A 22,848-nucleotide genomic window follows, 5' to 3' on the forward strand; every position below is an offset into this window, starting at 1 on the left:
CGATCAATGCCCTCAAATCAGGGTCCAGCACAAGAGGGCGCTACAGCGCGTCCCGTCCATGTGGGCGGTTCAGATCCAAGAGCGGCGAAATCGGCACGATCCGGAACGGGTTTATCGTTTCGTGGCTATAGTAATAGTGGCGGATGATGTGATCTATCCGGGTGGTTTCGGCCACGCCGGGCCATTGATACAGCGCACGCGTATAAGCCCACAGGTTCGGAAATTCGATCAGCTTGGCCCGGTTGCATTTGAAATGCCCGTGATAGACCGGATCGAAACGGATCAGAGTGGTGAACAGGCGCCAGTCGGCCTCGGTGATTTGAGGGCCCAGCAGATAGCGGTTCTGCGACAGATGCGTTTCCAGCCAGTCCAGCGTGTCGAACAGCGGGCCGACGGCCTCTTCATAGGCGGCCTGGGTGGTGGCAAAGCCGGATTTGTAGACGCCATTATTCAGCGTGTCATAAATGCGAGAGTTGAACTCCTCGATCCGAGGGCGCAGGGGAGCGGGCCAGAAATCCAGCGTGTTGCCCGTCAGCCCGTCAAAGGCCGTGTTGAACATGCGGATGATCTCGGCGCTTTCGTTCGACACAATGGTGCCGGTGTGCGAGTCCCACAGAACCGGCACGGTGACACGCCCGGAAATGTCGGGGGCCGCGCGGGTATAGATTTGGTGCAGGTGGGTCAGCCCGAATTGACGATCGCCCGTGGCCCCGTCGAAATCGGTGCCGAATGTCCAGCCGTCCCGCAGCATATCGGGGTGGACAACCGACACGGGGATGTGGGGCTCCAGCCCTTTCAGAGCACGAAAGATCAGCGTGCGATGGGCCCAGGGGCAGGCATAGGATACATATAAATGATAACGCCCGCTTTCGGGGCTGAAACCGCCGGTGCCGCTGGGGCCGGGGCGCCCATCCGGGGTGATCCAGTTGCGGAAACTGGTGGTCGTGCGTTTGAAGCGCCCGTCCTGATTGCGCCCCGTCAGCGAGTCCTCCCGCCAGGTGCCATTCTCCAAAAGTCCCATTGGCATCTCCTTTGGGCGTCGTTCTAATGGGATTGGAAAAAGGGGGCTATCCCCGCACCCGCGCAGCCAGGCTGCGTTGCTGCACATGCAAGCGATTCTATGCGGCGCGCGGCGGGGCACAGGCAGGATCGGCAGTTGGGCGGGCCGTTCGGCCTTGGGCGCAAGGCCATGCAACACGCTGCGCTGCGTCATGAAACGTTAACTTGACCTCAACCATGATTGGCCCATGCTTTGAGACAGCACGAGGGGAAGGCACATGTCGACATTTATCTCGAAAGAGGTCCAGGCGGGTTTGGATGCCGCGCGCAAGGCCAGGCTAAAGCGCTCCAGCCGTATGATGGTCGAGGCAGGCGGACAGATGTTCCGCATCCTGCGGTTCTGGGACACCGGCTTTGCGCTGGATGCGGAAAACGCACCGAAGATGCGCGGTTTCGTGGATATTTATGATCGCGGGTTTCACCTGTATCAGTGTCTGATCGTTGCCTCGGCCAAGGAAGGCGGGCAGATGATCTATGAATTCAAGCGTCTGACCGCAACGCATACCGCGGCCCCCGTGGATTTCGCCGTTGAGGACCGCGAAGCCGTGGCGCTGCTGCCAGATCAGCTGCGGGGCTGATTATTGCAAATCGGCAAAGGCCGCCTGCATCCGGTCCACCGCCTGCTGCACCAGCGCGCGCGGAGTGGCCAGGTTGAAGCGCAGAAAATCCTCGCCGCCCGAGCCAAAAGTCGGCCCGTGATTGACCGCGATCCTGGCCCCTTTTTGAACACGGTCGGTGAATTCCGTGCGCTCCATCCCGGTGCCGGAAAAATCGACCCAGGCCAGATAGGTGGCCTCTAGCGGCATGGATTTCAGGCCGGGAATGGCGTTGATGGCCGCGTCGAACAGCTGTTTGTTGCCGTCCAGATAGGTCACCAGCTCATCCACCCAGGCGGCGCCTTCGGGGGAATAGGCGGCCTCGGCCATGTGCAGGCCAAAGGCGTTCGCAGACAGCCCCAGCCCCATCATCCGGGCGGCGAATTTCTGGCGCAGCGCCGGGTCGTGAATGATCACGTTGCCCGAATGACTGCCGGCGATATTGAAGGTCTTGGTGGTGGCCGTCATCATAATCAGGCGGTCTGCGATGCCCTCGATCAGCGCCATGGGGGTGTGGGTGGTGCCGGGGAACACCAGATCGTGGTGAATCTCGTCTGAAACCAGGATCAGATCGTGGCGCTTGGCGAAATCGGCGACGCCTTGCAGTTCTTCGCGGGTCCAGACGCGTCCTCCGGGGTTGTGCGGTGAGCACAGAACCAGCATCCTGGCCGAGCCATCCATCTGCGCATCCCAGGCGTCGAAATCCATTTCATAGCGGCCATCCACATTGCGCAGATCGCATTCGATCACGCGGCGGCCATTGGCTCGGATCACCTTGGCAAAGGCATGATAGACCGGGGTCATCAGCACGACACCATCGCCCGGCTGGGTATAGGTTTCGACGCACATCGCGGTGCCGTTCACCAGCCCGTGCGTGGTAAAAATGGCGTCGGGGTCTACCTGCCAGTTGTGGCGGGTTTGCATCCACCAGCAGATCGCCGCGCGATAGCTGGTATCATCGCCGTAATAGCCATAAATCCCGTGATCGTGCATCCGCTGCACGGCATCCTGCACGCATTGCGGCGCGGGGAAGTCCATGTCGGCCACCCACATCGGAATGCCATCGTCCGCCGGAACGCCATAGATGCTCTCCATCATGTCCCATTTGACAGAGTGACTGCCAAAGCGGTTGATGATCTCGTCGAAATTCATGCGCGGTCTCCTTGGTGGTCTGATGTGCACCCTAGACAGATAAACGGGCGGGGAACAAGGCGGCGGTTTTTGCGGTGGTATTGTTCTCATATTCTGTGATATATTGCAAATATGTTCCTTTTTATCTTATATGTTTGGGGGGATTTTTATATTTATAGATATTTATTGGGAAATTATTTTATGCACTCTTTCCCCGCCCGTCGCTTCGCGAAACTTTGGCCCATTGCGCGGGGCTTGGCCATATCATAAATGCCCCACATGAAGCATCCAATCCTGATCCACCCCGACCCTCGGCTCAAGAAAGTCTGCGACCCTGTTGCGGATCTGTCGGACGAGCTGCGCAGCCTGGCCGATGACATGCTGGAAACCATGTATGACGCGCCGGGCATCGGTCTGGCCGCGCCTCAGATCGGGAAAATGCACCGGCTGATCGTGCTGGACTGCGTTAAGGAAGAGGGCGAAGCTCCGCGCCCCTTGATCATGTTCAACCCCGAGATCATTGCCGCGTCCGACGAAACCAATGTCTACGAAGAGGGCTGCCTGTCCATCCCCGATCAATATGCCGAGGTCACGCGGCCGGCGGATGTCTCGGTGCGGTGGCTCGATGTGAATGGCAACGAGCAGACCGAGGATTTCGGCGGGCTGTGGGCGACCTGCGTGCAGCACGAGATCGACCATCTGAACGGTAAGCTGTTCATTGACTATCTGAAGCCGCTGAAGCGCCAGATGATCACTCGCAAGATGCAGAAGCTGAAACGCGAACGGGCCCGCGCGTGACGGCCCGGACCTGTATTCCCTGGCCGGACAAACGTCTGCGGACGGCGGCGGCCGAGGTGTCTGAAATCACCGAGGACACGCGGGCGATCTGGAATGATATGATCGACACGATGGAGGCCATGCCGGGCGTTGGTCTGGCTGCGGTGCAGATCGGAGTGATGCAGCGCCTGGCGGTTGTCGATGCCTCGGATGCGCGGGGGCAGGCGGTGCGCATGGCCAATCCCGAAGTGCTGCACGCCAGTGTGCAGCTGCGCCCGCATGAAGAGGCCAGCCCCAATCTGCCGGGAGTGTCGGCAAAGATCGAGCGTCCGCGCGCGGTGACGGTACGGTTTCTGAATGAGGATGGTGAGATCGAAGAGCGTGATTTCGTCGGGCTGTGGGCGACCAGCGTGCAGCATCAGATCGACCATCTGAACGGGAAGATGTATTTTGACCGTCTGTCCAAGATGAAGCGGGATATGCTGCTGCGAAAAGCCAGGAAGCTGCGCGGATAGGGCGCGTTTTTGAGTATTTGAAGAGCAAAGAAGGGAAGCGGATGCGCGTTGTATTCATGGGGACGCCCGAGTTTTCTGTGCCTGTGCTTGAGGCTTTGGTTGCGGCGGGGCACGAGATTGCCGCTGTTTATTGCCAGCCGCCGCGTCAGGCGGGGCGGGGCAAGAAGGACCGGCCGACCCCTGTGCATGTGCGTGCGGCCGATCTGGGGCTGGAGGTCCGTCATCCGGTGTCCCTGAAGGATGAGGCCGAGCAGGCCGCGTTTGCTGCGTTGGAGGCGGATGTGGCTGTGGTTGTGGCTTATGGGTTGATACTGCCTGAGGCGGTGTTGGATGCGCCGTTGCGGGGGTGTCTGAATATTCACGCCAGCTTGTTGCCGCGCTGGCGCGGGGCGGCGCCGATTCATCGGGCGATCATGGCCGGGGATGCGGAAACGGGCGTGTGTATCATGCAGATGGAGGCGGGGCTGGATACCGGGTCCGTATTGTTGCGCGAGGCAACGGCGATTGGCCCGCAAGAGACCACGGCGCAATTGCATGATCGTTTGTCCGTGATGGGTGCGGAGCTGATTGTTCAGGCGTTGGCCCGGTTGGATGATTTGCAGCCTGAGCCGCAGCCTCAGGCCGGGGTCACGTATGCGCATAAGATTGATAAGGCGGAGGCGGCTGTGGACTGGTCTGCGCCCGCTACCGAAGTGGATCGGAAGATCCGGGGGCTCTCGCCTTTTCCTGGCGCGTGGGTCGAGCATGACGGGGGGCGGCTGAAGCTGCTGGGCTCGTGTCTGGCTGAGGGGGCGGGCACCCCCGGAGAGATTCTGGACGATGCTCTGACGGTGGCGTGCGGGACGGGGGCTGTTCGGATTTTGCGCTTGCAACGGGCGGGGAAGGGCGCGCAGGATGCAGGGGATTTCTTGCGCGGGACGCCTCTGGCCAGGGGCACCGTGCTTTAATTCGGGAAGGCTCAGATGTTTCCAACGCTCATTGGGACGGTCGTGATTGCGGGGATCGTGGGGTATCTGTCCGAGAAGTCGGGATTTACCCGGAACGGGATTTTGCCCTCGGTTATCGTCTGTATCGGCGGGGCGTTTCTGTTTTACTTTGTCCGGATCATGTTCGGGCTGGGGTTTGGCAGCGCGGGGGTGGATGCGATTGTGTCCGCGATCGGGGCGCTGATCATCGTGCCGACGCATTTTCGAAAATAGGAGGCCGTCATGGGCGTTATCTGGTTGGTGATCATTGGGGCGGCTGCCGGGTTTCTGGCGACGCGGCTGATGAGGCTGGAAACCGACATCGTGACCACCGTCGTGATTGGCATGGCCGGAGCGCTGATCGGGGGGCTGGTGCTGCGGTTTCTGCTGGCCGTGATGGGCGCGTTCGCCGGGCTGATCGGAGCGGTCCTGGGTGCGCTGTTGCTGATCTGGCTGTGGCAGATCTACGTGCGGAAATAGATCACGGTTTGAACGGGGCCATGCCAGCGCGGGCCAGTTCATCCGCGCGTTCGTTTTCGGGGTGGCCGGCGTGGCCCTTGACCCATTCCCAGGTCACGTTATGGCGGGCTTGGGCCTCGTCTAGGCGCTGCCAGAGCTCGACGTTTTTCACGGGTTTCTTGGCGGCGGTTTTCCAGCCGTTGCGTTTCCAGCCGTGAATCCAGCCCGTGACGCCGTTTTTGACATAGGCGCTGTCAGTGACCACCGTGATGGTTGAGGCTTTTGCCAGCGTTTCCAATGCGTTGATCGCGGCCAGCAGTTCCATCCGGTTGTTGGTGGTCTCGGGCTCGCCGCCTGACAGCTCGCGTTCCTTGACGATGGAGTCGCCGTCCATGGCGCGCAGCAGAACGCCCCAGCCGCCGGGGCCGGGATTTCCAGAGCACGCTCCGTCCGTATATGCAAAGAGTTCAGGCATGGGAGGCAACGGATATCCAATCCGACAGGGATCCGTCCAGCCCTTTGTCGCGTCCGGGGGAGATTTTCATGACGGTGAAGCCTGCGGTTTCCAGCAGGGTGCGGATCTCGGCGGGTTGATAGTAGGTGTAAAAGCGCCCCAGCCGGTCGCGGCTGTCCCCCTGGCCGGTCTTGACGGTCATGTGAAATTGTCCGCCCGGTTTCAGGGCGCTGTGGATGCGTGACAGGTGGCTGGGCATTTCGCTGCGCGGGGCGTGCAGCAGGCTGAAGTTCGCCCATACGCCATCGTATGTGCTTTGCGCCGTCAGCTCCGAGAAGCTCTCTTGGCGGGCGGTTACTCCGGGCAGTTGATTGGCCAGGGCGACCATTTCAGCCGAGGCATCGGTGGCCTCTACGATCAGTCCGGCCTTCTGCATGGCCTGCGCGAACAGTCCCGGCCCGCAGCCCAGATCCAGCACGCAGGCGCGGGCGGGCAGGGCGCAGATAAAGGCCTGCAACAAAGGTGTTTCGATATGGTTCTGGGTGACTGCGGCATATTCTTGCGCCCGCGCGTCGTAGACCTGGATGGTCTCTGAATCCTGGGTCATGCGCGCTCCAGTGCCAGACGTCCGGCCAGCAGGGCAAAGATGGCGGCGAAGGAGCGGTTCATCCAGCGCATCGCCCGCTCGCTGGACAGGATCAGACGGCGCGCGGCCGCAGCGAAAACGCCATACAGCACGAAGACGCCGAAGGTCATCGCCATAAAGACCGCGCCCAGGGTCAGCATCTCGGCCGTGGCGTTGTCCGGAGTGCCAGACAGGAAAGGCGGCAGCAGCGCCAGAAAAAAGATCGAAAGCTTGGGGTTCAGCGTGTTGATCAGAATACCCCGGCGCGCGATGGCAAAGGCCGATTGGCGCGCTTTCTGGCTGTCGATTGACAGGGCGCCCCCGCTGCGCAGGGCCTGCCAGGCCAGCCACAGCAGATAGGCGACGCCGGCAAATTTCACCGCCTGGAACAACAGGGCCGAACTGTGCATGACCGCCGCTAGCCCCAGAATGGCTGCTGCCATGGCCGGGACAATCCCCAGCGTGCAGCCGAAAGCCGCGATGATCGCGGCGCGGCGGCCCTGACCCAGCCCCATGGCCAGCGTGTAGATGACCCCCGTGCCGGGGGCGAGGACGACAACCAAAGCGGTCAGCAGGAATTGAGCGGTAATCATGAGGGCCTCAGGCAGGTTCGCGCAGAACGCGGGGAACTTTGAACTCGATATTCTCTTGGGCAGTTTCGACGATTTCAACGGTGACGTCGAACCTGTCGCGGAAGGCGTCTACCACCTCGTTGATCAGCACTTCGGGGGCCGAGGCCCCGGCGGTGATGCCCAGGGTGCGAATGCCGTCTAGCGCGCGCCAGTCGATTTCAGTGGCGCGCTGCACCAGTTGGGCATAATCGCAGCCATTGCGCGAGGCGACCTCGACCAGGCGCCGCGAATTGGACGAATTCGGCGCCCCCACCACCAGCAGCGCATCCGATTGCGGCGCAATCGCCTTGACCGAGGCCTGGCGGTTCGTAGTGGCGTAGCAGATGTCCTCTTTGTGTGGGCCGACGATCTGCGGGAAGCGTTCGTTCAGCGCGGCGATGATGTCGATCGTATCATCCACGGACAGGGTGGTCTGCGTGACAAAGGCCAGTTTCGCAGGGTCGCGCACGGGCACGCTGGCCACATCCTCGACGGTTTCGACCAGCAGAACCTCGCCCTGGGGCAGCTGGCCCATGGTGCCGATGGTTTCGGGGTGCCCGGCATGGCCGATCATGATGATTTGCAGCCCGTTTTCGAAATGCCGCTCGGCCTCGATATGGACCTTAGAGACCAGCGGGCAGGTGGCGTCCACATAGATCATATTGCGGGTTTTGGCGGCGGCGGGCACCGATTTGGGCACGCCATGGGCGGAAAAGATCACCGGGCGGTCATCGGGGCAATCTTCCAGTTCCTCGACGAAGACGGCGCCCTGATCGCGCAGGCTGTCCACCACGTATTTGTTATGCACGATTTCATGCCGGACATAGACCGGCGCGCCCCATTTCTGAATCGCCATTTCAACAATCTTGATGGCGCGATCAACGCCGGCGCAGAACCCGCGTGGGGCGGCAAGGTAGATGGTCAGCGGCGATTTGGTCATGCGGGGCCTCCTGTTGGTTTCACAGGTAAGGCGTTGGGCGGGCGGGGTCCAGTGTTCAGGCGCTGCGCTGCCCCGGTTCGGGATATAAAAAACCGGGGCAGGGGCCCCGGTTCGTTTGTCTTGGGCGTGTGCGCCTCAGGATTGATAGTCGGCTTCGCGATCCATTGGCATTTCACGCGGAGGACGGCCGATGACCTCTTTCAGCTCGTCCAGCTCGATGAAGTTGTCGGCCTGGCGGCGCAGCTCGTCCGCGATCATCGGCGGCTGGCTGCGAATCGTCGAAACGACCGAGACCCGGACGCCCTGACGTTGCAGCGATTCGACCAGCGGCCGGAAATCGCCATCGCCCGAGAACAGCACGATGTGATCGACACGCGGGGCCAGCTCCATCGCGTCCACGGTCAGTTCGATGTCCATGTTGCCTTTGACCTTGCGGCGGCCCTGGCTGTCGGTGAATTCCTTCGCCGGTTTCGTCACCATGGTGAAGCCGTTGTAGTGCAGCCAGTCAACCAGGGGGCGAATGGGCGAGTATTCGTCATTTTCCAGCAGCGCGGTGTAGTAGAAGGCCCGCAGCAGTTTTCCGCGGCGCATGAACTCTTGCCGGAGCAGTTTATAGTCAATGTCGAACCCAAGAGCTTTGGCAGCGGCATATAAATTCGAACCGTCGATGAACAGCGCCAGCCGTTCGTCCTTGTAGAACATAAAAAAATCCCTTCCGATGTAATGCCGCGCCTGTCCGTCCGTGAGTGAGTGTGCAAAAAGAAAGTGCGGCCTTGAGAAGAATTAAGTTTATCGGAAGCAGTGCGCAAGTGGCTTAGTACGCTCGAAAGGATAGGGTGGCTGTGGAAATTGATCAACCTGTCTTGATTGCCCTCGGGTCTAATCAAGCCTTTGAAAACACGGGCAGTGCTGAAGTTTTGAACCTTGCCCTTGCGGAACTGGGTAAAAGAGGGGCGGAAGTTGTTCGCCAAAGCCGGTTTTTCAGGACGCCGTGCTTTCCGGCGGGGGCGGGTCCGGACTTTGTGAATGCGGCGGCGCAGTTGCGCACCGGGCTGACCCCGACAGAAGTGCTGGCGCTTCTGCATGAGATCGAGTCCAGCCTGGGGCGCCTGCGACAGCAAAGATGGGGCGCGCGCACGGTGGATCTGGATCTGCTGGCCTATGGGCAACTGGTCTTGCCGGATCTGGGGGTGTTTCAATCCTGGCGCGACTTGCCGCTAGGGCAGCAGATGCGCCTCACGCCTCAGCAGCTGATTCTGCCGCACCCCCGCCTGCAAGACCGGGCCTTTGTGCTGGTGCCCCTGCTGGATATTGCGCCTGACTGGACTCATCCGGTTTTGGGCCGGACAATACGGGAAATCTGCGCTGATTTGCCCGAGGCGGCGATAAAAGAGGTGCGGGCTCTTTGAAACCGGGTTGTCAATGCCTATTTTTCCCCATAGAAAGCGCCTTTCAGACAAGCTGTCCCAATGACTGGAGTGCCCCATGGCCCGCGTTACCGTTGAAGATTGCGTAGACAAGGTTCAGAACCGTTTCGAGCTGGTGATGCTGGCTTCGCATCGGGCCCGTGAAATCTCGGCCGGGGCCGCGATCACTGTGGACCGTGACAACGATAAGAACCCGGTTGTCGCCCTGCGTGAAATCGCCGAGGAAACCCAGTCCGCCGACGAGCTGCGCGAACGTCTGATCGAGAGCAACCAGACCCAGATCGAGGTCGATATGCCCGAAGACGACAACATGGCCCTGCTGATGGGCGGCGGCGAGCCGGCCGACAAACCGGCCGAGGACGACATGTCCGAAGAAATGCTGCTGCGTCAGCTGATGGAAGCACAAGGGCAGGGCTAAGCCCCACCTAAAACAGGAAGTGGTGAGTATGATTGCGGTTGATGACCTGATCGCACTTGTTCGCAACTACAACCCGAAAACCAACGAACAGCTTATCCGGGCGGCCTATGAATTTGGCCGCCTGATGCATGAAGGGCAGTACCGTCACTCGGGCGAGCCCTATTTCAGCCACCCCGTCGCTGTTGCCGCGATCCTGACAGAACAGCGGCTGGATGATGCAACGATCATCACGGCGCTGCTGCATGACACGATCGAGGACACCAAAGCCAGCTATTCCGAAGTCGAAAAGCGGTTTGGCCGGGATGTGGCCGATCTGGTGGATGGCGTGACCAAGCTGACCAATCTACAGCTGTCCAGCTCGGAAACCAAACAGGCGGAAAACTTCCGCAAACTGTTCATGGCCATGTCCAAGGATCTGCGGGTGATTCTGGTCAAGCTGGCCGACCGTCTGCACAACATGCGCACGATCAAGGCCATGCGCCCCGAAAAGCAGGTGCAAAAAGCACGCGAAACGATGGATATTTTCGCCCCTCTGGCCGGCCGGATGGGGATGCAGTGGATGCGAGAAGAGCTGGAGGATCTGGCCTTCAAGGTGCTGAACCCCGAAGGGCGCGCCAGCATCATGCGCCGTTTCGTGATGTTGCAGAAGGAAACCGGCGACGTCATTCACCGCATCACCGGCGACATGCGTCACGAACTGGAAGAGGCCAAGATCGAAGCGCAGGTCTTTGGCCGCGCGAAGAAGCCCTACTCGATCTGGCGCAAGATGGAAGAAAAGGACATGGGGTTCAGCCGCCTGTCCGACATCTACGGGTTCCGCGTCATCACCGATTCCGAGGAAGACTGTTATCGCGCCCTGGGCGTGATCCACCAGCGCTGGCGCGCGGTGCCGGGCCGATTCAAGGATTATATCAGCCAGCCCAAATCGAACGGGTATCGCTCGATTCATACGTCGGTGTCGGGGCGCGATGGCAAACGGGTCGAGGTTCAGATCCGCACTCGACAGATGCACGATGTGGCCGAAACCGGGGTTGCCGCGCACTGGTCCTATCGCGATGGGGTGCGCAGCCAAAACCCCTTTGCCGTGGATCCGGCCAAATGGATCGCCAACCTGTCCGAACAGATGGGCGGAGAAGAGGACCACGACGAGTTCATGGAAGCTGTGAAGCTGGAGATGTACTCGGACAAGGTGTTCTGCTTTACCCCCAAGGGCGAGGTGGTGAAGCTGCCCAAGGGTGCCACGCCGATTGATTTCGCCTATGCCATCCACACGCGGATCGGCAACGCCTGTGTCGGCGCCAAGGTGGACGGGATGCGCGTGCCCCTGTGGACGCGGGTGAAAAACGGCCAGTCGGTGGAAATCATCACCGCCGAGGGGCAGACGCCTCAGGCCACCTGGCTGGAGATCGCCACGACCGGCAAGGCCAAGGCCGCGATTCGCCGGGCCTTGCGCGCCGTGGATCGGGAACGCTTTATCAAATTGGGCAAGGAACTGGCGCGCTCGGCCTTTGAACATGTCGGCAAAAAGGCGACGGATAAGGCGCTGGACACCGCCGCGCGCCATTTGCGGATCGACGGCCGGAACGAAGTGCTGGCCCGTCTTGGCAGCGCCGAGCTGACCGCCCGCGAGGTGATTCACGCTGTCTACCCCGAGCTCAGCTCGCGCGAGGGCGAAGAGGTGGCCCCGCATCGCGCCGTTGTCGGCCTGTCCGCCGATCAGCGGTTTGACCTAGCCAAATGCTGTAACCCGCTGCCCGGCGAACGCATCGTCGGCATCACTTATCGCGGTAGGGGCGTGGTTGTGCACGCGATTGATTGCGAAGCGCTGACCCAATACGAAGACCAGCCCGAACGCTGGATGGATCTGCATTGGCACGCGGGCAAACACCCGGCGGTGCACACGGCTTCTCTGGAGTTGACCATTGGGAATGACGCAGGGGTACTGGGACGGATTTGCACATTGATCGGCGAACAAAAGGCCAATATCTCGGACCTGAATTTTCTTGACCGAAAGCCGGATTTCTTCCGTCTGCTGGTCGATCTGGAACTCAGAGACGCCGAGCATCTGCATTCGGTGATTTCGGCCCTGGAAGCAGAGAGCGATGTGGCCGCCGTGCAGCGCCATCGCGATCCGTCGCGGGCGGGAATGCAAACTGGCTAAAAGGAAGGGCGGCCCCCTTGGTATTCAAACGCAGGGACAGAAGACCGATCTGGAAGATCGTGTTCGAATTCTTCTGGCCCCGCGGCGGTTGGGGGCGCGCGGCGCTCTATGTCAAACACCGTCTGCGCCGTCTGCCAGATTCCCCTGAAAAAATCGCCCGAGGGATCTTTGCCGGGGTTCTGACCACCTTTACCCCCTTCTACGGGATGCATTTCGTGGTGGCCGGACTGCTGGCGCTGATCTTGCGCGGGAACATCATCGCGGCGCTGCTGGGGACGTTCTTTGGCAACCCGCTGACCTATCTGCCGATTGGCATGATCAGCATGAAAACCGGCTATTTCCTGCTGGGCCTGGGGCCGCATGACGATCATGAGGTGAAGCGCAGCCTGGCGGGTAAGTTCCTGGATGCAGGCGATAATTTAAAGGACAACCTGTTCGCGATCTTCACTGGGCGCCAGGTGGAATGGCACGAGCTGCGCGTCTTCTACGACGAGGTGTTCTTTCCCTACATGATCGGTGGCATCGTCCCCGGCATCCTCACCGGGATCATTATTTATTACATCAGCGTGCCCCTGATCCGTGCCTATCAGCACCGCCGCAAAGGCGCGCTGAAGGCCAAGCTGGCCGCGCTCAAGAAAAAAGCGCATCTGACGGCTGACGACAGTAAGAAACCAGACTAGGTTCGGCGCACGGGGTAGAACGACTCAGATCGAAGGAGAAGGCGATGCAGCCTTTGGGACAATTGCGCCTTGGGGTGAACATTGATCACGTGGCCACGGTGCGGAACGCGCGCGGAGGGGCCTACCCCGATCCGCTGCGTGCGGCCAAGCTGGCGGAACAGGCCGGGGCCGACGGGATCACGGCACACCTGCGCGAGGACCGCCGGCATATCTCGGATGCGGATATCGACGGGCTGATGGAGGTTCTTTCGGTGCCGCTGAACTTTGAAATGGCGGCGACGGACGAGATGCAGAAAATCGCGTTGCGGCACAAACCGCACGCCGTCTGTGTGGTGCCCGAAAAACGCGAGGAACGCACCACCGAGGGCGGCTTGGAAGTCGCGCGCGAAGAAAACAGGCTGGCGCATTTCATTGCCCCCCTGCGCGAGGCTGGCTGCCGCGTGTCGATCTTCATCGCCGCTGATCGCAAACAGATCGAGGCCGCAGCCCGCATCGGTGCTCAGGTGATCGAGCTGCATACGGGGGCGTATTGCGATGCCCATGCCGAGGGCCGCTTTGACGATCGCGATGCCGAGCTTGCGGCCCTGCGCGAGATGTCCGCCTATGCCCATTCGCTGGGGCTGGAGGTGCACGCAGGCCACGGGCTGACCTATGATACCGTTGCCCCCATCGCGGCCTTCCCCGAGGTGATGGAGCTGAATATCGGCCATTTCATCATCGGCGAGGCCATCTTCCGCGGGCTGACCCCGGCCATCCACGAAATGCGCCGCCTGATGGATCTGGCCCGCACCGGAGAAACAGCATGAGCATCCCCCGATATACCTTTGTCTTTCTGGGTGTCAGCGTTGGACTGTGGTTTCTGACATTGATGATCGGGCAGGTCTTTGACTTTGACATCTCGAACGGGGGGATGGTGATCGTGCCGCCTCTGTTCGCTGCGATGATCGAGGGCAACAGATTCGCCCGCCGCACCAAACGCCTGCCAGAAAGCAGCGAAATGTGGAAATTCGCGCGGACGGCGGCGTTGGTCGTGCTGGCGATCACCATGGTGTTCAGCGTCGTGATGACCTTTGTCATTCCGCAACTGCGCGCGATGATGTCTCAGCCGATGGGGGCGGGGCTGCTGCTGGGGGCTGTGGTGTTGCAGGCATTCCTGGCCTTTCTGGTGACCCGGTTCTTTCTGGGGTTGGGCGCCAAATCGGGCCTGAACGGGCGTTGATCCATGATCCTGGGTATCGGCACGGACCTGGCCAATATTGACCGTATCCAGGGCACGCTGGATCGGTTCGGCGACAGGTTTCGCAACCGCGTTTTCACCGAAACCGAACAGCGCAAGGCCGAGCGCCGCAAGGATGTGGCAGGCACCTATGCCAAGCGCTGGGCCGCGAAAGAGGCGTGCTCAAAGGCGCTGGGCACCGGCCTGCGCATGGGCATCAGCTGGAAGGACATGGCCGTCAGCAATCTGCGCAGCGGCCAGCCGGTGATGGAGGTCACAGGCTGGGCGCGCGAACGGTTGCAGGACATGACGCCCGAAGGGCACGAGGCCATCATTCACGTAACCTTGACCGATGATCACCCCTGGGCGCAGGCCTTTGTCGTGATCGAGGCCCGTCCGCTGGGTTGACACCTTGCATCCCACCCCGCATGTAGCCTGCATCAAAACTCAGGAGTCCTCAGGAATGGCGAAGAAGGAAAAGAAAGACAGCGGCGTGATCGAGACGATCAAAACCGTCGTCTATGCGCTGTTGATCGCGGGTGTGTTCCGGACCCTGTTCTTTCAGCCCTTCTGGATTCCGTCGGGCTCGATGAAGGACACGCTGCTGATCGGGGACTTCCTGTTCGTGAACAAGATGGTCTACGGCTATTCCTATGCCTCGTGTCCCAGCATCCGCGCTTTTGGTCTGAACATCGACGCCAAGGACATCTGCGGCTTTATCGACGGCGAGAACACCCGCATCATGGGCAGCCAGCCCGAGCGCGGCGATGTCATCGTGTTTCGCCACCCCGTGACCGGATCCGATTATGTCAAACGTCTGATCGGCCTGCCCGGCGATACCGTGCAAATGAAGGATGGCGTGGTGTTCCTGAACGGGCGCGAGGTGCCGCAGACCCCCGATGGTGTGTTCGAGGAAACGAGCGAGGCCCAGGGCCCGCAGCGTCTGCGCCCGCGTTGTGAAAACGGCCCGGTTGGCACTGGCGGTGTCTGTCAGAAAACCCGCGCCATCGAAACGCTGCCCAATGGCGTGCAGCACACGGTGCTGAACATCGGCAATCAGCGCTCGGATCACACGGGGGTCTTTACCGTCCCCGAGGGCCACTACTTCTTTATGGGCGATAACCGCGATAATTCCACTGATAGCCGCGTGCCGAAAACCGCGGGCGGCGTGGGCTTTGTGCCGTTCGAAAACCTGATTGGCCGCGCCGATCGCATCATGTTCTCGTCTGCGGGGCGGTCGCTGTTCTCGGTCTGGGCCTGGCGGGGTGATCGCTTCTTTAAGGGGATCGAGTGAAGCTGTCAGCGGAATTGAAGGCCTTTGAGGGCCGGATCGGGCACAGGTTTTCCCAGCCCGAACTGCTGCTGCGCGCGGTGACGCATTCTTCGGTGTCCTCGCCTTCGCGGCAGGATAATCAGCGGCTGGAATTTCTGGGCGACCGGGTGTTGGGGCTGGTGATGGCTCAGGCGCTGCTGTCCCAGGATCAGGCCGCCTCGGAGGGGCAGCTGGCCCCCCGTTTCAATGCCCTGGTTCGCAAGGAAACCTGCGCCGATGTTGCGCGCGACATCGGCCTGGGCGATGTGCTGAAGCTGGGGCGCTCGGAAATGATGTCCGGCGGGCGGCGCAAACAGGCGCTGCTGGGCGACGCAATGGAGGCCGTGATCGCCGCCGTCTATCTGGATGCGGGGCTTGAGGCCGCGCAGACGCTGATCCTGCGGCACTGGGGTAAACGGGTGGACACGGTCAAGGCCGACGCGCGCGATGCCAAAACCGCGTTGCAGGAATGGGCGCAGGCGCGGGGGCAGCAGCCTCCGAAATATGCCGAACTGAAGCGCGCGGGCCCTGATCATGCGCCGGTTTTCACCATCGGTGTGACGCTGGCCTCGGGGGAGACGGCGCAGGCGACGGCAGGGTCCAAACGTCAGGCCGAACAAGCCGCCGCCAAGGCGCTGCTGGCGCAGGTGCAGGCAGGCTAACCCTTATTTGGCGGTGTGGAAACGGATGCGGGCTGGTGAAACCCGCAATTTCCGGCTATGTCCATGGCCTGACCAAAGGAGACACCCAGATGACCACCCGCGCGGGTTTCGTTGCCCTGATCGGAGAGCCGAACGCCGGCAAATCCACGCTGACCAACCGCATGGTCGGCGCCAAAGTGTCGATCGTGACGCATAAGGTGCAGACGACGCGCGCGCGCATTCGGGGCGTGGCGCTGGAAGGTGACAGCCAGATCGTATTCGTTGACACGCCGGGCCTGTTTCAGCCGCGTCGCCGTCTGGATCGCGCGATGGTGGCGGCGGCCTGGGGCGGGGCTGCGGATGCGGATGTGATCGTGCTGCTGATCGAGGCGCATCGCGGGATCACGCCGGGTGTAGAGCGCATTCTGGAAGGTCTGGCCGATCTGGGCGAACACCGCCGGATCGCCCTGGCCATCAACAAAATCGACCGGGTGAAGGCTGAAAAACTGCTGGCGCTGTCCGAGGATCTGAACGCGCGGTTCGATTTCGCGCAGACGTTCATGATCTCGGCTGAAAAGGGCCACGGCGTGGACGATCTGCGCAAATGGCTGGCCGCCGAACTGCCCGAAGGCCCGTGGCTGTATCCTGAGGATCAGATCGCCGATCTGCCCATGCGGATGATCGCAGCGGAAATGACCCGCGAAAAGCTGACCCTGCGCCTGCATCAGGAACTGCCCTATCAGATGACGGTCGAGACCGAAAAATGGGACGAGCGCAAAGACGGCTCGGCCCGGATAGATCAGATCATCTATGTCGCGCGGGACGGGCACAAAGGCATCGTTCTGGGCAAACGCGGCGAGACGATCAAGGCCGTCAGCCAGGCCGCCCGCGCCGATCTGGAGGAATTCCTGGGCCGCAAGGTCCATCTGTTCTTGCAGGTCAAAGTGCGTGAAAACTGGCAGGAAGAGGCCGCGCGCTATTCCGAAATGGGGCTGGATTTCCGCGACGGGAACGCCTGAGCCCGCCGCTCAGATCGCCGAGGAATGCCCCGCTTTTGACAGATCGTAGGCGTCAAAGGCGCGGGCGATCATCCGGGTCAGCGGGCGCGATTCCGGGGGTATGAACAGTCCTCCGCCCGAATGGTCCAGGTGTCCTTTGAAGTCGGATTTGGCCCCGGCATAGAGCTGATCCAGATTGGCCTGAGACATCTGGAACGTGTCGCGCAGCTCGGCGTCGTTGGTGCGGAAATCGCACATCAGCATCTCGATCACGCGTGAACGCAGCTTATCCTCGGGGGTGAACATATGCCCGCGGGCGGTGGCGAAACCTCCGTCCCGAATGGCGCCGGTATAGGCCCCGGTGCTGGCGTTATTCTGCGCATAGCCCTGCGGAAAACGCGAGATGGAAGAGGCGCCAACCCCCACCAGCACATCCGAGGTATCATCGGTGTAGCCCTGGAAATTCCGGCGCAGCTTGCCGGTTTTCTGCGCGATGGTCAGCCCGTCCGACTGGGTGGCGAAATGGTCGATCCCGATTTCGGCGTAATTGTCCCATACGAACAGGCGGCGGGCGGTTTCGAACAGGTCCAGCCGTTCCTGCGGGGTGGGCAGCGCATCCGAGGGGATCATCTGCTGGCGTTTCGCCATCCAGGGCACATGGGCATAACCATAGAGCGCCACGCGGTCGGGATTGAGCGACAGCAGTTTCTGGACGCTTTCGGTGATCCGCTCTTTGGATTGGTGCGGCAGGCCATACAGAATATCCGCGTTCAGACTGTATACACCATGGGCGCGGATCGCCTCGATTGCGTCACGGGTCACGTTATAGCTTTGCAGGCGACCGATGGTTTTCTGGATGCCCTCGTCAAAATCCTGCACCCCGATCGAGGCCCGGTTCATCCCCGCTGCGGCCAGGGCGGACAGGCGGGAATCGTCGATCTCGTTCGGGTCGATTTCAACCGAGAATTCATAGTCCGGGGCAAAGGGGGCCACGTTCAGAATGGCCTCGGCCAGATCGGTCATCATCGCGGCAGACAGCAAGGTTGGCGTCCCGCCGCCCCAATGCAGCCGGTTCAGTGACACGTTTTCCGGCAGATTCTGCCGTAGCAGCTGCAATTCGGCCTTCAGCGTTTCCAGATATGCACGCACGGGAGATTCGCTTTGTGTGCCCTGGGTCCGACAGGCGCAGAACCAGCACAGACGGCGACAAAACGGCACATGCAGATACAGGGATATTTCGGATCCGGGGACTATACCCTTGATCCAATTGGTGAAATCCCCGCTGGTGACGTTGTTTGAGAAGTGCGGCGCCGTCGGGTAGCTCGTGTAACGAGGTACCTTCGCGTCAAACAGCCCCAGTTTTGCAAGTTGCGTTTTCGTTTCCATAGGCCTAGCCTTTAGGTGAAACAGGACGGGTCAACTTTGACCCAGATCAAGCGCGCGACGGACAAAAATGCTTCAGGATGAAACTCTGACTCACAATCACCATTGTGGAGAATGCCCCATTCGCCACAAGGCTGTGTGCGCCCGGTGCGATACCGACGAGTTGGTTCAGCTCGAAGAAATCAAATATTACCGGACCTTCGAGGCCGGTCAGACGGTGATCTGGTCGGGCGATAAGATGGATTTCGTCGGCTCGGTCGTGTCGGGAATCGCGACGCTGACCCAAACGATGGAGGACGGCCGCACCCAGATGGTGGGCCTGCTGCTGCCCAGCGATTTTGTCGGGCGTCCGGGGCGCGAGGGGTCGGCCTATGATGTGGTGGCGACCACCGATCTGGTGATGTGCTGCTTCCGCAAGAAACCGTTCGAGCAGATGATGGAAGGCACGCCCCACGTGGCGCAGCGCCTGCTGGAGATGACGCTGGACGAACTGGACGCCGCCCGTGAATGGATGCTGGTGCTGGGCCGAAAAACCGCGCGCGAGAAGATCGCCTCGCTTTTGTCGATCATCGCGCGGCGCGATGCCTCGTTGAACCTGCGGCCGGCGAATGGGGAGCTGGTGTTCGACCTGCCCCTGACACGCGAGGCCATGGCCGATTACCTGGGGCTGACTCTGGAAACGGTCAGCCGCCAGATTTCCGCGCTGAAACGCGACGGGGTGATCCATCTTGAGGGGAAGCGCCACGTGACTGTCCCCGATTACAACCGCCTGATGGAAGAGGCCGGGGATGACGCGGATGGCGGTATTTTCGCCTGATCCCGTTGCTGGATGCAGACAAAGGCCGGGGCCCGCTGGGGCCCCGTTTTGTTTGTGCAGTTGTCAGTGGGCCATCAGAACCGGAATTTCGGCCTGCTCCAGCATATAGCGGGTGGCCCCGCCCAGGATCGCCTCGCGGAAACGCGAATGCCCGTAGGCACCCATGACGATCAGGTCGGCCTCGGTGTCTTTGGCGTGGCGCAGCAGCACGTCCGATACGCGCGGCAGGGTTTTTGACAGCACGTCAATCTCGGCACGGACACCCTGACGGGCCAGGTATTGCGACAGCAGACCGCCGGGATCCGAGCGATTCGGCCCATGCGTCGGAGGATCAATCACCACAACCCGCACGGTATCGGCCTGCTGCAAAAAGGGGATGGCGGCGCGCACGGCGGTCAGGGCCTCGTTGCTTTCGTTCCAGGCGACGGTGATGTTCCGAGGCGTGTCGGCCATGTCCACCCCGTCGGGCAGAATCACCGCAGGCACCTTGCCTTCGAACAGGGCGGCCTCCATCACGGGCTCCATTTCGGCCCCGTGATCCTTGCCATAGGGCTGCGGCAAAATCACCAGATCCGAGAACCGCGCATGGGCCGAGATATGGCGCCCGATGTCCGCCAGCTGGGCCACGCCGGTATCCGTTCCCCAGCGGATGTCGGATTTCGACAGGCGGGTCTGGACTTTCTCTTCGATTTCCTGGGCTTCTTCCTGGGCGCGGGTCAGGGATTCTTGCAGGACCATCGCGTTGGCCCCCGCATAGTAATACCCCGTTTGCGTCCGATCGACGCCCATGCACAGCACATCCAGATGCGCGTCGTTCGCCCGCGCCAGAGCGATCCCGCGCTCAAGCACCGGGCCGATGAACTTGGTGTCCGTCAGTACCGAAAATAAACTTTTGTAGGCCATGGTTTTCTCCCATCCGCATGTGACCGCTACAGGCTTAGATTAGACGCCCCCGGACCGAGGCACATTGACCCGTGTCAAAAAATGCAGATGGGGGTTTTGACACAGATCAAGGCAGCCGGACGCAGCCAATCGCATTAAACGGCCAGTCTAGAACCGCCCGCGCGGGTTACGAATCGTGCGGGTACAAGACGAAGGGACGCAAAATGGTAAATTACATCAAGCTGATCGCGCTTGGTCTGGTCACGCTTCTGGCGATGATCGCGGCCAATTACGGGCGTGACCTGGCTTATCAGGTGAACGCGATTACCGTGGCTCTGGCCGCGGCTGTCGCGTTCCTGTTCGTGCTGCGGGGCACTGGCGAGGACGCCAAGCCCGCGCCTCAAAATGAATATCTCGACGGTGTTGTGCGCGCCGGCGTGATCGCAACCGCGCTGTGGGGGGTCGTTGGCTTCCTTGCGGGGACGTTTATTGCATTTCAGCTGGCTTTTCCGCAGCTGAACTTTGACTGGGCCATGGGCTATGCCAACTTTGGTAAGCTGCGCCCTCTGCACACCTCGGCTGTGATTTTCGCATTCGGCGGCAACGCTCTCATCGCGACGTCGTTCTATGTGGTGCAGCGGACCTCGGCTGCGCGCCTTTGGGGCGGGAACCTGGCCTGGTTTGTGTTCTGGGGTTACAACCTGTTCATCGTTCTGGCGGCAACCGGCTATATCCTGGGAGCAACCCAGTCCAAAGAATACGCCGAGCCCGAATGGTACGTTGACTGGTGGCTGACTGTCGTCTGGGTGGCCTATCTGGCGGTTTTCGTCGGCACCATCGTGAAACGCAAAGAGCCGCATATCTATGTGGCGAACTGGTTCTTCCTGTCGTTCATCCTGACTGTTGCGATGCTGCATATCGTCAACAACCTGTCGATCCCGGTTTCGTTCTTCGGCTCTAAATCGGTTCAGGTCTTTGCCGGTGTGCAGGACGCCATGACCCAGTGGTGGTACGGCCACAACGCTGTGGGCTTCTTCCTGACGGCGGGTTTCCTGGGCATGATGTATTACTTTGTGCCCAAACAGGCCGAACGTCCGGTCTATTCCTACAAGCTGTCGATCATCCACTTCTGGGCGCTGATCTTCATCTATATCTGGGCCGGCCCGCACCACCTGCACTATACCGCGCTGCCTGACTGGGCCTCGACGCTGGGCATGGTGTTCTCGGTTGTGCTGTGGATGCCGTCCTGGGGTGGTATGATCAACGGTCTGATGACCCTGTCGGGCGCCTGGGACAAGCTGCGCACCGATCCGATCATCCGTATGATGGTCATTTCGGTCGGTTTCTACGGCATGTCCACGTTTGAAGGCCCGATGATGTCGATCCGCGCTGTGAACTCGTTGTCGCACTATACTGACTGGACCATCGGTCACGTGCACTCGGGGGCTCTGGGCTGGAACGGGATGATCACCTTTGGTGCGCTGTACTTCCTGGTGCCCAAGCTGTGGAACAAGGAACGCCTGTACAGTCTGAGCCTGGTGTCCTGGCACTTCTGGCTGGCGACGATCGGGATCATTCTGTACGCCGCATCCATGTGGGTGACCGGCATCATGGAAGGCCTGATGTGGCGCGAAGTGGACGCGAACGGGTTCCTGGTGAACACCTTTGCTGACACCGTGGCTGCGAAACTGCCGATGTACGTTGTGCGCGGCACGGGCGGAATCCTGTTCCTGCTGGGCGCTGTCATCATGTGCTACAACCTGTTCATGACCGTGAAGAAGTCGCCAGCCGTGGAAGCCAAGAACCACCTGGTTCCGGCCGAGTAAGAGGAGATCGGAACAATGGCAATTCTTGATAAACACGCGATTCTTGAGAAGAACGTAACTCTGTTGACGATCTTCGCCTTCCTGGTCGTGACCATCGGCGGCATTGTGCAGATTGCGCCTCTGTTCTGGCTGGAAAACACCATCGAGGACGTAGAGGGCATGCGCCCCTACACCCCGCTGGAGCTGGCCGGGCGTGACGTGTACATCCGCGAAGGCTGCTATGTCTGTCACAGCCAGATGATCCGTCCGATGCGCGACGAGGTCGAGCGTTATGGCCACTACTCGCTGGCGGCGGAATCGCAGTATGACCACCCGTTCCAGTGGGGCTCGAAGCGGACCGGACCTGATCTGGCGCGTGTGGGTGGCCGTTACTCGGACGAGTGGCACATTGACCACCTGCGCGATCCGCAGTCGGTGGTGCCGGAATCGGTCATGCCTAAATACGGGCATCTGGAAAACAAGCTGATCGACGGGAAATACATTGCCGATAACATGGCAACCCATCGCCTGGTTGGTGTTCCCTACTCGGAGGAGATGATCGAAAACGCCAAAGCGGACTTTGCCGCCCAGGCCGATCCGGACAGCGACTATGACGGTCTGCTGGAACGCTACGGCGAGGCTGTGCAGGTGCGCAACTTCGACGGTCAGCCCGGTGTTACCGAAGCTGACGCTCTGGTCGCTTATTTGCAGATGCTGGGAACGCTGGTTGATTTCTCGACCTTCACCCCGGACGCGAGCCGGTAAGGGGAGGGGACCATCATGGAAACCTACTCGATCCTACGAGAGTTCGCGGATAGCTGGATGCTGATTGCGTTGTTTGCCTTCTTTATCGGGGTGGTGGTCTTTGCCTTCCGTCCCGGTTCCTCGAAGGTCTACGACGACGTGGCTGACATCCCCTTCCGGCACGAAGACAAACCCGCCGCCCCGCGCGGTGGTGACGCCAAGGAGGCGTGAG

The 22,848-nt window shown here is 60.9% G+C and carries 29 protein-coding genes; 20 read left to right on the top strand and 9 right to left on the bottom strand.

The window, feature by feature from the left end; translation table 11 throughout:
• Positions 1-40: 40 nt before the first annotated feature.
• Positions 41-1,021, bottom strand: a complete 981-nt coding sequence (locus ACP15O_RS16160; protein WP_425097153.1) for a glutathione S-transferase family protein — start codon at positions 1,019-1,021, stop codon at positions 41-43.
• Positions 1,022-1,277: 256 nt separating this feature from the next.
• Here ACP15O_RS16160 and ACP15O_RS16165 point away from each other — a divergent pair, with 256 nt between their 5' ends.
• Positions 1,278-1,637, top strand: a complete 360-nt coding sequence (locus ACP15O_RS16165) for a hypothetical protein (RefSeq protein ID WP_425097154.1) — start codon at positions 1,278-1,280, stop codon at positions 1,635-1,637.
• On the opposite strand, the gene ACP15O_RS16170 is transcribed toward ACP15O_RS16165, so the two are convergent.
• Complete coding sequence (locus ACP15O_RS16170) at positions 1,638-2,807, bottom strand: MalY/PatB family protein (protein ID WP_425097155.1); 1,170 nt, start codon at positions 2,805-2,807, stop codon at positions 1,638-1,640.
• 258 nt (positions 2,808-3,065) lie between these two features.
• Here ACP15O_RS16170 and def (ACP15O_RS16175) point away from each other — a divergent pair, with 258 nt between their 5' ends.
• Genes def (ACP15O_RS16175) through ACP15O_RS16195 form a run of 5 tightly spaced genes read left to right on the top strand, consistent with a single transcriptional unit; the run spans position 3,066 to position 5,523 of the window.
• Complete coding sequence (gene def, locus ACP15O_RS16175; protein WP_425097156.1) at positions 3,066-3,584, top strand: peptide deformylase; 519 nt, start codon at positions 3,066-3,068, stop codon at positions 3,582-3,584.
• Positions 3,581-4,078, top strand: a complete 498-nt coding sequence (def, locus tag ACP15O_RS16180; RefSeq protein WP_425097157.1) for a peptide deformylase — start codon at positions 3,581-3,583, stop codon at positions 4,076-4,078. Before def (ACP15O_RS16175) ends, def (ACP15O_RS16180) begins: the two co-directional genes overlap by 4 nt.
• A 41-nt stretch (positions 4,079-4,119) precedes the next feature.
• On the top strand, positions 4,120-5,025 hold the full coding sequence (fmt, locus tag ACP15O_RS16185; protein WP_425097158.1) for a methionyl-tRNA formyltransferase: 906 nt from the start codon (positions 4,120-4,122) through the stop codon (positions 5,023-5,025).
• 15 nt (positions 5,026-5,040) lie between these two features.
• On the top strand, positions 5,041-5,277 hold the full coding sequence (locus tag ACP15O_RS16190) for a hypothetical protein (protein ID WP_425097159.1): 237 nt from the start codon (positions 5,041-5,043) through the stop codon (positions 5,275-5,277).
• A gap of 9 nt (positions 5,278-5,286) precedes the next feature.
• Entirely contained in the window at positions 5,287-5,523 is a 237-nt protein-coding gene (locus ACP15O_RS16195; protein WP_425097160.1) for a GlsB/YeaQ/YmgE family stress response membrane protein, read from the top strand.
• 1 nt (position 5,524) lies between these two features.
• Here the strand turns inward: ACP15O_RS16195 and rnhA are convergent, their stop codons facing one another.
• The 5 genes from rnhA to ACP15O_RS16220 all read right to left on the bottom strand — a co-directional run bounded on the left by rnhA (position 5,525) and on the right by ACP15O_RS16220 (position 8,834).
• Positions 5,525-5,977 (bottom strand): ribonuclease HI, encoded by a 453-nt coding sequence (gene rnhA, locus ACP15O_RS16200; protein ID WP_425097161.1) that lies wholly within the window; start codon positions 5,975-5,977, stop codon positions 5,525-5,527.
• Positions 5,970-6,563, bottom strand: a complete 594-nt coding sequence (locus tag ACP15O_RS16205) for a class I SAM-dependent DNA methyltransferase (protein ID WP_425097162.1) — start codon at positions 6,561-6,563, stop codon at positions 5,970-5,972. The genes rnhA and ACP15O_RS16205 overlap by 8 nt, the downstream gene beginning before the upstream one ends.
• The gene (locus ACP15O_RS16210) at positions 6,560-7,174 is read right to left on the bottom strand and encodes a LysE family translocator (RefSeq protein ID WP_425097163.1); all 615 of its coding nucleotides are present in this window, start codon (positions 7,172-7,174) and stop codon (positions 6,560-6,562) included. The genes ACP15O_RS16205 and ACP15O_RS16210 overlap by 4 nt, the downstream gene beginning before the upstream one ends.
• Positions 7,175-7,181: 7 nt before the next feature.
• A complete protein-coding gene (gene ispH / locus ACP15O_RS16215; protein ID WP_425097164.1) occupies positions 7,182-8,132 on the bottom strand; it encodes a 4-hydroxy-3-methylbut-2-enyl diphosphate reductase in 951 nt (316 codons plus the stop codon).
• Between the two features lie 135 nt (positions 8,133-8,267).
• The gene (locus ACP15O_RS16220) at positions 8,268-8,834 is read right to left on the bottom strand and encodes a LabA-like NYN domain-containing protein (RefSeq protein WP_425097165.1); all 567 of its coding nucleotides are present in this window, start codon (positions 8,832-8,834) and stop codon (positions 8,268-8,270) included.
• A 140-nt stretch (positions 8,835-8,974) separates the two neighbouring features.
• Here ACP15O_RS16220 and folK point away from each other — a divergent pair, with 140 nt between their 5' ends.
• From folK to era, 10 genes are all read left to right on the top strand, one after another.
• Positions 8,975-9,541, top strand: coding sequence for a 2-amino-4-hydroxy-6-hydroxymethyldihydropteridine diphosphokinase (folK, locus tag ACP15O_RS16225; protein ID WP_425097166.1), 567 nt, complete (start codon positions 8,975-8,977; stop codon positions 9,539-9,541).
• Between the two features lie 76 nt (positions 9,542-9,617).
• Positions 9,618-9,977, top strand: a complete 360-nt coding sequence (gene rpoZ, locus ACP15O_RS16230; RefSeq protein ID WP_425097167.1) for a DNA-directed RNA polymerase subunit omega — start codon at positions 9,618-9,620, stop codon at positions 9,975-9,977.
• Positions 9,978-10,005: 28 nt separating this feature from the next.
• Positions 10,006-12,138, top strand: coding sequence for a RelA/SpoT family protein (locus ACP15O_RS16235; protein ID WP_425097168.1), 2,133 nt, complete (start codon positions 10,006-10,008; stop codon positions 12,136-12,138).
• 17 nt (positions 12,139-12,155) lie between these two features.
• Positions 12,156-12,818, top strand: a complete 663-nt coding sequence (locus tag ACP15O_RS16240) for a DUF2062 domain-containing protein (RefSeq protein WP_425097169.1) — start codon at positions 12,156-12,158, stop codon at positions 12,816-12,818.
• 44 nt (positions 12,819-12,862) lie between these two features.
• Positions 12,863-13,624 (top strand): pyridoxine 5'-phosphate synthase, encoded by a 762-nt coding sequence (locus ACP15O_RS16245; RefSeq protein ID WP_425097170.1) that lies wholly within the window; start codon positions 12,863-12,865, stop codon positions 13,622-13,624.
• Positions 13,621-14,037 carry an ABZJ_00895 family protein gene (locus ACP15O_RS16250; protein ID WP_425097171.1) on the top strand — a complete coding sequence of 139 codons (417 nt, stop codon included), beginning with the start codon at positions 13,621-13,623 and terminating at the stop codon, positions 14,035-14,037. The genes ACP15O_RS16245 and ACP15O_RS16250 overlap by 4 nt, the downstream gene beginning before the upstream one ends.
• 3 nt (positions 14,038-14,040) lie before the next feature.
• On the top strand, positions 14,041-14,442 hold the full coding sequence (gene acpS / locus ACP15O_RS16255; RefSeq protein WP_425097172.1) for a holo-ACP synthase: 402 nt from the start codon (positions 14,041-14,043) through the stop codon (positions 14,440-14,442).
• A 55-nt stretch (positions 14,443-14,497) separates the two neighbouring features.
• Entirely contained in the window at positions 14,498-15,328 is an 831-nt protein-coding gene (lepB, locus tag ACP15O_RS16260) for a signal peptidase I (protein ID WP_425097173.1), read from the top strand.
• On the top strand, positions 15,325-16,008 hold the full coding sequence (rnc, locus tag ACP15O_RS16265; RefSeq protein ID WP_425097174.1) for a ribonuclease III: 684 nt from the start codon (positions 15,325-15,327) through the stop codon (positions 16,006-16,008). Before lepB ends, rnc begins: the two co-directional genes overlap by 4 nt.
• Before the next feature lie 89 nt (positions 16,009-16,097).
• Positions 16,098-17,006 (top strand): GTPase Era, encoded by a 909-nt coding sequence (gene era / locus ACP15O_RS16270; protein WP_425097245.1) that lies wholly within the window; start codon positions 16,098-16,100, stop codon positions 17,004-17,006.
• A gap of 9 nt (positions 17,007-17,015) precedes the next feature.
• On the opposite strand, the gene hemN is transcribed toward era, so the two are convergent.
• A complete protein-coding gene (gene hemN, locus ACP15O_RS16275) occupies positions 17,016-18,371 on the bottom strand; it encodes an oxygen-independent coproporphyrinogen III oxidase (protein WP_425097175.1) in 1,356 nt (451 codons plus the stop codon).
• Positions 18,372-18,438: 67 nt separating this feature from the next.
• On the opposite strand from hemN, the gene fnrL reads away from it, so the two are divergent.
• Positions 18,439-19,185: a transcriptional regulator FnrL gene (gene fnrL, locus ACP15O_RS16280; RefSeq protein ID WP_425097176.1), complete on the top strand. Its 747-nt coding sequence runs from the start codon at positions 18,439-18,441 to the stop codon at positions 19,183-19,185.
• A 63-nt stretch (positions 19,186-19,248) separates the two neighbouring features.
• Here the strand turns inward: fnrL and ACP15O_RS16285 are convergent, their stop codons facing one another.
• On the bottom strand, positions 19,249-20,088 hold the full coding sequence (locus tag ACP15O_RS16285; RefSeq protein ID WP_425097177.1) for a universal stress protein: 840 nt from the start codon (positions 20,086-20,088) through the stop codon (positions 19,249-19,251).
• A gap of 203 nt (positions 20,089-20,291) precedes the next feature.
• On the opposite strand from ACP15O_RS16285, the gene ccoN reads away from it, so the two are divergent.
• Genes ccoN through ACP15O_RS16300 form a run of 3 tightly spaced genes read left to right on the top strand, consistent with a single transcriptional unit; the run spans position 20,292 to position 22,847 of the window.
• Entirely contained in the window at positions 20,292-21,893 is a 1,602-nt protein-coding gene (ccoN, locus tag ACP15O_RS16290) for a cytochrome-c oxidase, cbb3-type subunit I (protein WP_425097178.1), read from the top strand.
• Between the two features lie 15 nt (positions 21,894-21,908).
• Positions 21,909-22,637, top strand: a complete 729-nt coding sequence (gene ccoO, locus ACP15O_RS16295; RefSeq protein ID WP_425097179.1) for a cytochrome-c oxidase, cbb3-type subunit II — start codon at positions 21,909-21,911, stop codon at positions 22,635-22,637.
• A gap of 15 nt (positions 22,638-22,652) precedes the next feature.
• Complete coding sequence (locus ACP15O_RS16300; RefSeq protein ID WP_425097180.1) at positions 22,653-22,847, top strand: cbb3-type cytochrome c oxidase subunit 3; 195 nt, start codon at positions 22,653-22,655, stop codon at positions 22,845-22,847.
• The last annotated feature ends 1 nt before the right edge of the window (position 22,848 follow it).

The sequence above is a fragment of the Youngimonas ophiurae (nom. illeg.) genome, from assembly GCF_049803795.1.
GTDB lineage: Bacteria > Pseudomonadota > Alphaproteobacteria > Rhodobacterales > Rhodobacteraceae > Thalassobius.

Coding starts and splice junctions, on each gene's coding strand:
- fnrL (WP_425097176.1), top strand. CDS start 18,439: ATGCTTCAGGATGAAACTCTGACTCACAATCACCATTGTGGAGAATGC.
- ACP15O_RS16160 (WP_425097153.1), bottom strand. CDS start 1,021: ATGGGACTTTTGGAGAATGGCACCTGGCGGGAGGACTCGCTGACGGGG.
- ACP15O_RS16220 (WP_425097165.1), bottom strand. CDS start 8,834: ATGTTCTACAAGGACGAACGGCTGGCGCTGTTCATCGACGGTTCGAAT.
- lepB (WP_425097173.1), top strand. CDS start 14,498: ATGGCGAAGAAGGAAAAGAAAGACAGCGGCGTGATCGAGACGATCAAA.
- ACP15O_RS16170 (WP_425097155.1), bottom strand. CDS start 2,807: ATGAATTTCGACGAGATCATCAACCGCTTTGGCAGTCACTCTGTCAAA.
- ACP15O_RS16205 (WP_425097162.1), bottom strand. CDS start 6,563: ATGACCCAGGATTCAGAGACCATCCAGGTCTACGACGCGCGGGCGCAA.
- ispH (WP_425097164.1), bottom strand. CDS start 8,132: ATGACCAAATCGCCGCTGACCATCTACCTTGCCGCCCCACGCGGGTTC.
- rpoZ (WP_425097167.1), top strand. CDS start 9,618: ATGGCCCGCGTTACCGTTGAAGATTGCGTAGACAAGGTTCAGAACCGT.
- hemN (WP_425097175.1), bottom strand. CDS start 18,371: ATGGAAACGAAAACGCAACTTGCAAAACTGGGGCTGTTTGACGCGAAG.
- ACP15O_RS16245 (WP_425097170.1), top strand. CDS start 12,863: ATGCAGCCTTTGGGACAATTGCGCCTTGGGGTGAACATTGATCACGTG.
- ACP15O_RS16195 (WP_425097160.1), top strand. CDS start 5,287: ATGGGCGTTATCTGGTTGGTGATCATTGGGGCGGCTGCCGGGTTTCTG.
- ACP15O_RS16210 (WP_425097163.1), bottom strand. CDS start 7,174: ATGATTACCGCTCAATTCCTGCTGACCGCTTTGGTTGTCGTCCTCGCC.
- ACP15O_RS16190 (WP_425097159.1), top strand. CDS start 5,041: ATGTTTCCAACGCTCATTGGGACGGTCGTGATTGCGGGGATCGTGGGG.
- ACP15O_RS16300 (WP_425097180.1), top strand. CDS start 22,653: ATGGAAACCTACTCGATCCTACGAGAGTTCGCGGATAGCTGGATGCTG.
- acpS (WP_425097172.1), top strand. CDS start 14,041: ATGATCCTGGGTATCGGCACGGACCTGGCCAATATTGACCGTATCCAG.
- era (WP_425097245.1), top strand. CDS start 16,098: ATGACCACCCGCGCGGGTTTCGTTGCCCTGATCGGAGAGCCGAACGCC.
- fmt (WP_425097158.1), top strand. CDS start 4,120: ATGCGCGTTGTATTCATGGGGACGCCCGAGTTTTCTGTGCCTGTGCTT.
- rnhA (WP_425097161.1), bottom strand. CDS start 5,977: ATGCCTGAACTCTTTGCATATACGGACGGAGCGTGCTCTGGAAATCCC.
- ACP15O_RS16165 (WP_425097154.1), top strand. CDS start 1,278: ATGTCGACATTTATCTCGAAAGAGGTCCAGGCGGGTTTGGATGCCGCG.
- ccoO (WP_425097179.1), top strand. CDS start 21,909: ATGGCAATTCTTGATAAACACGCGATTCTTGAGAAGAACGTAACTCTG.
- ACP15O_RS16250 (WP_425097171.1), top strand. CDS start 13,621: ATGAGCATCCCCCGATATACCTTTGTCTTTCTGGGTGTCAGCGTTGGA.
- ccoN (WP_425097178.1), top strand. CDS start 20,292: ATGGTAAATTACATCAAGCTGATCGCGCTTGGTCTGGTCACGCTTCTG.
- ACP15O_RS16285 (WP_425097177.1), bottom strand. CDS start 20,088: ATGGCCTACAAAAGTTTATTTTCGGTACTGACGGACACCAAGTTCATC.
- def (WP_425097156.1), top strand. CDS start 3,066: ATGAAGCATCCAATCCTGATCCACCCCGACCCTCGGCTCAAGAAAGTC.
- ACP15O_RS16235 (WP_425097168.1), top strand. CDS start 10,006: ATGATTGCGGTTGATGACCTGATCGCACTTGTTCGCAACTACAACCCG.